Annotated in this window: 2 protein-coding genes; one reads left to right on the top strand and one right to left on the bottom strand. The window is 36.5% G+C overall.

Features of this window, described 5'->3' with window-relative positions; translation table 11 throughout:
* Positions 1-37: 37 nt before the first annotated feature.
* The gene (locus AB3X49_RS22810) at positions 38-982 is read right to left on the bottom strand and encodes an L-lactate dehydrogenase (protein ID WP_002012312.1); all 945 of its coding nucleotides are present in this window, start codon (positions 980-982) and stop codon (positions 38-40) included.
* A 200-nt stretch (positions 983-1,182) separates the two neighbouring features.
* Here AB3X49_RS22810 and AB3X49_RS22805 point away from each other — a divergent pair.
* Positions 1,183-1,505: flavin monoamine oxidase family protein (locus tag AB3X49_RS22805; protein WP_367964921.1), on the top strand; the 323-nt coding region annotated here is incomplete at its 3' end.

The raw sequence follows: 1,505 nt of genomic DNA, 5'->3' as shown, positions 1-1,505 counted from the left end.
ATATAAATCGGATTGCTTTTTTGATTGAAAAATATGATTAAAGAACAGGAGCCATTGTTTCTTTCAACACTTGAACAGAGTGATCGAATTTTAATTCTTCCTCTTCACTTAGTTCAACTTCTAAAATTTCACGAACACCGCCGCGGTTTAAAACAGCAGGTACGCCGATATAAACATCTTGTTGGCCGTATTGACCTTCAAGATATGCTGATACAGTTAATACGCTGTTTTCATTGCTTAAGATTGCTTTCGTAACACGTAAAAGTGACATGCCGATGCCGTAGTATGTAGCACCTTTTCGTTCAATAATGTGATAAGCTGCATCACGAACGTTTACGAAAATATCATCTAAATCTTTTTGGTTATATGTGTTGTCTTTTTCCAGAAGCGTTTGTAGTTTTTGAATACCAATTGATACGTGACTCCACACCGGAAGTTCTGTATCACCATGCTCTCCGATAATATAAGCGTGAATGTTATGAGGTCCAATATCGAAGTACTCACCTAACATATAGCGGAAACGAGCTGAGTCAAGAGTTGTACCAGAACCGATTACGCGTTCTTTCGGTAATCCAGATTCTTTCCAAGTTACGTAAGTTAAAATATCTACAGGGTTTGTTGCGATTAAGAAGATACCGTCAAATCCACTATCCATAATGCTACGAACAATTTGCTTGAAAATTTTAGCGTTTTTCTCAACTAAATCTAAGCGTGTTTCACCTGGCTTTTGTGGCAATCCAGCTGTAATTACAACAAGGTCTGCGTCTTTACAATCTTCATAACTACCTTTCCAAACCTTTGTTGGAGCTGGTGCGAAAGGAACGGCATGGCTTAAGTCCATTGCTTCTCCTTCAGCTTTTGCTTCATTTACATCAACTAAAACAAATTCTTCAGCTACAGCTTGGTTAATCATGCAGTAAGCATAGCTACATCCAACTGCTCCTGTTCCTACTAATACAACACGGTTAATACCTTTTTTCATTTCAAAATTCCTCGCTATTTCATTAATTTTATTATGTAAGATAATACGTCTTACTTCTATAGTTTCATATCTATTTTATTACATTTTATAAAAGATATTCAAGTAATTGAAAATGTATCCGCTCAATTACTTGAATGAAACATAGGAATTCTGTTAAACGAATATAATTCAGTGAAATCCTTCGTAAAAGGGGAATTGGCATGGGGAATCCATTATCGATGGAAAAAATGCTTCAAATTATTCACGAGGGGCTTGCCAAAACAAATAACCCCAAACGGATTACAATTGCCGGTGCAGGGATGTCTGGATTAGTTGCAGCATCTTTATTAAAAGAGGCTGGGCACGAGGTAACGATTATAGAAGCAAATAACAGAATAGGTGGCAGGGTGTATACGATTCGGGAACCATTTAGTGCAGGATTATATTTTAACGCAGGTCCTATGCGTATTCCGGATACTCATGATTTAACTTTAGCCTACATTCGTAAATTTAAACTACCGTTAAACCTTTTTATTAATAAAAC

Origin of the sequence: Bacillus sp. C30 (genome assembly GCF_040838255.1) — a bacterium.
Classification (GTDB): domain Bacteria; phylum Bacillota; class Bacilli; order Bacillales; family Bacillaceae_G; genus Bacillus_A; species Bacillus_A mycoides.
This window is presented reverse-complemented; position numbering and strand designations above follow the sequence as displayed.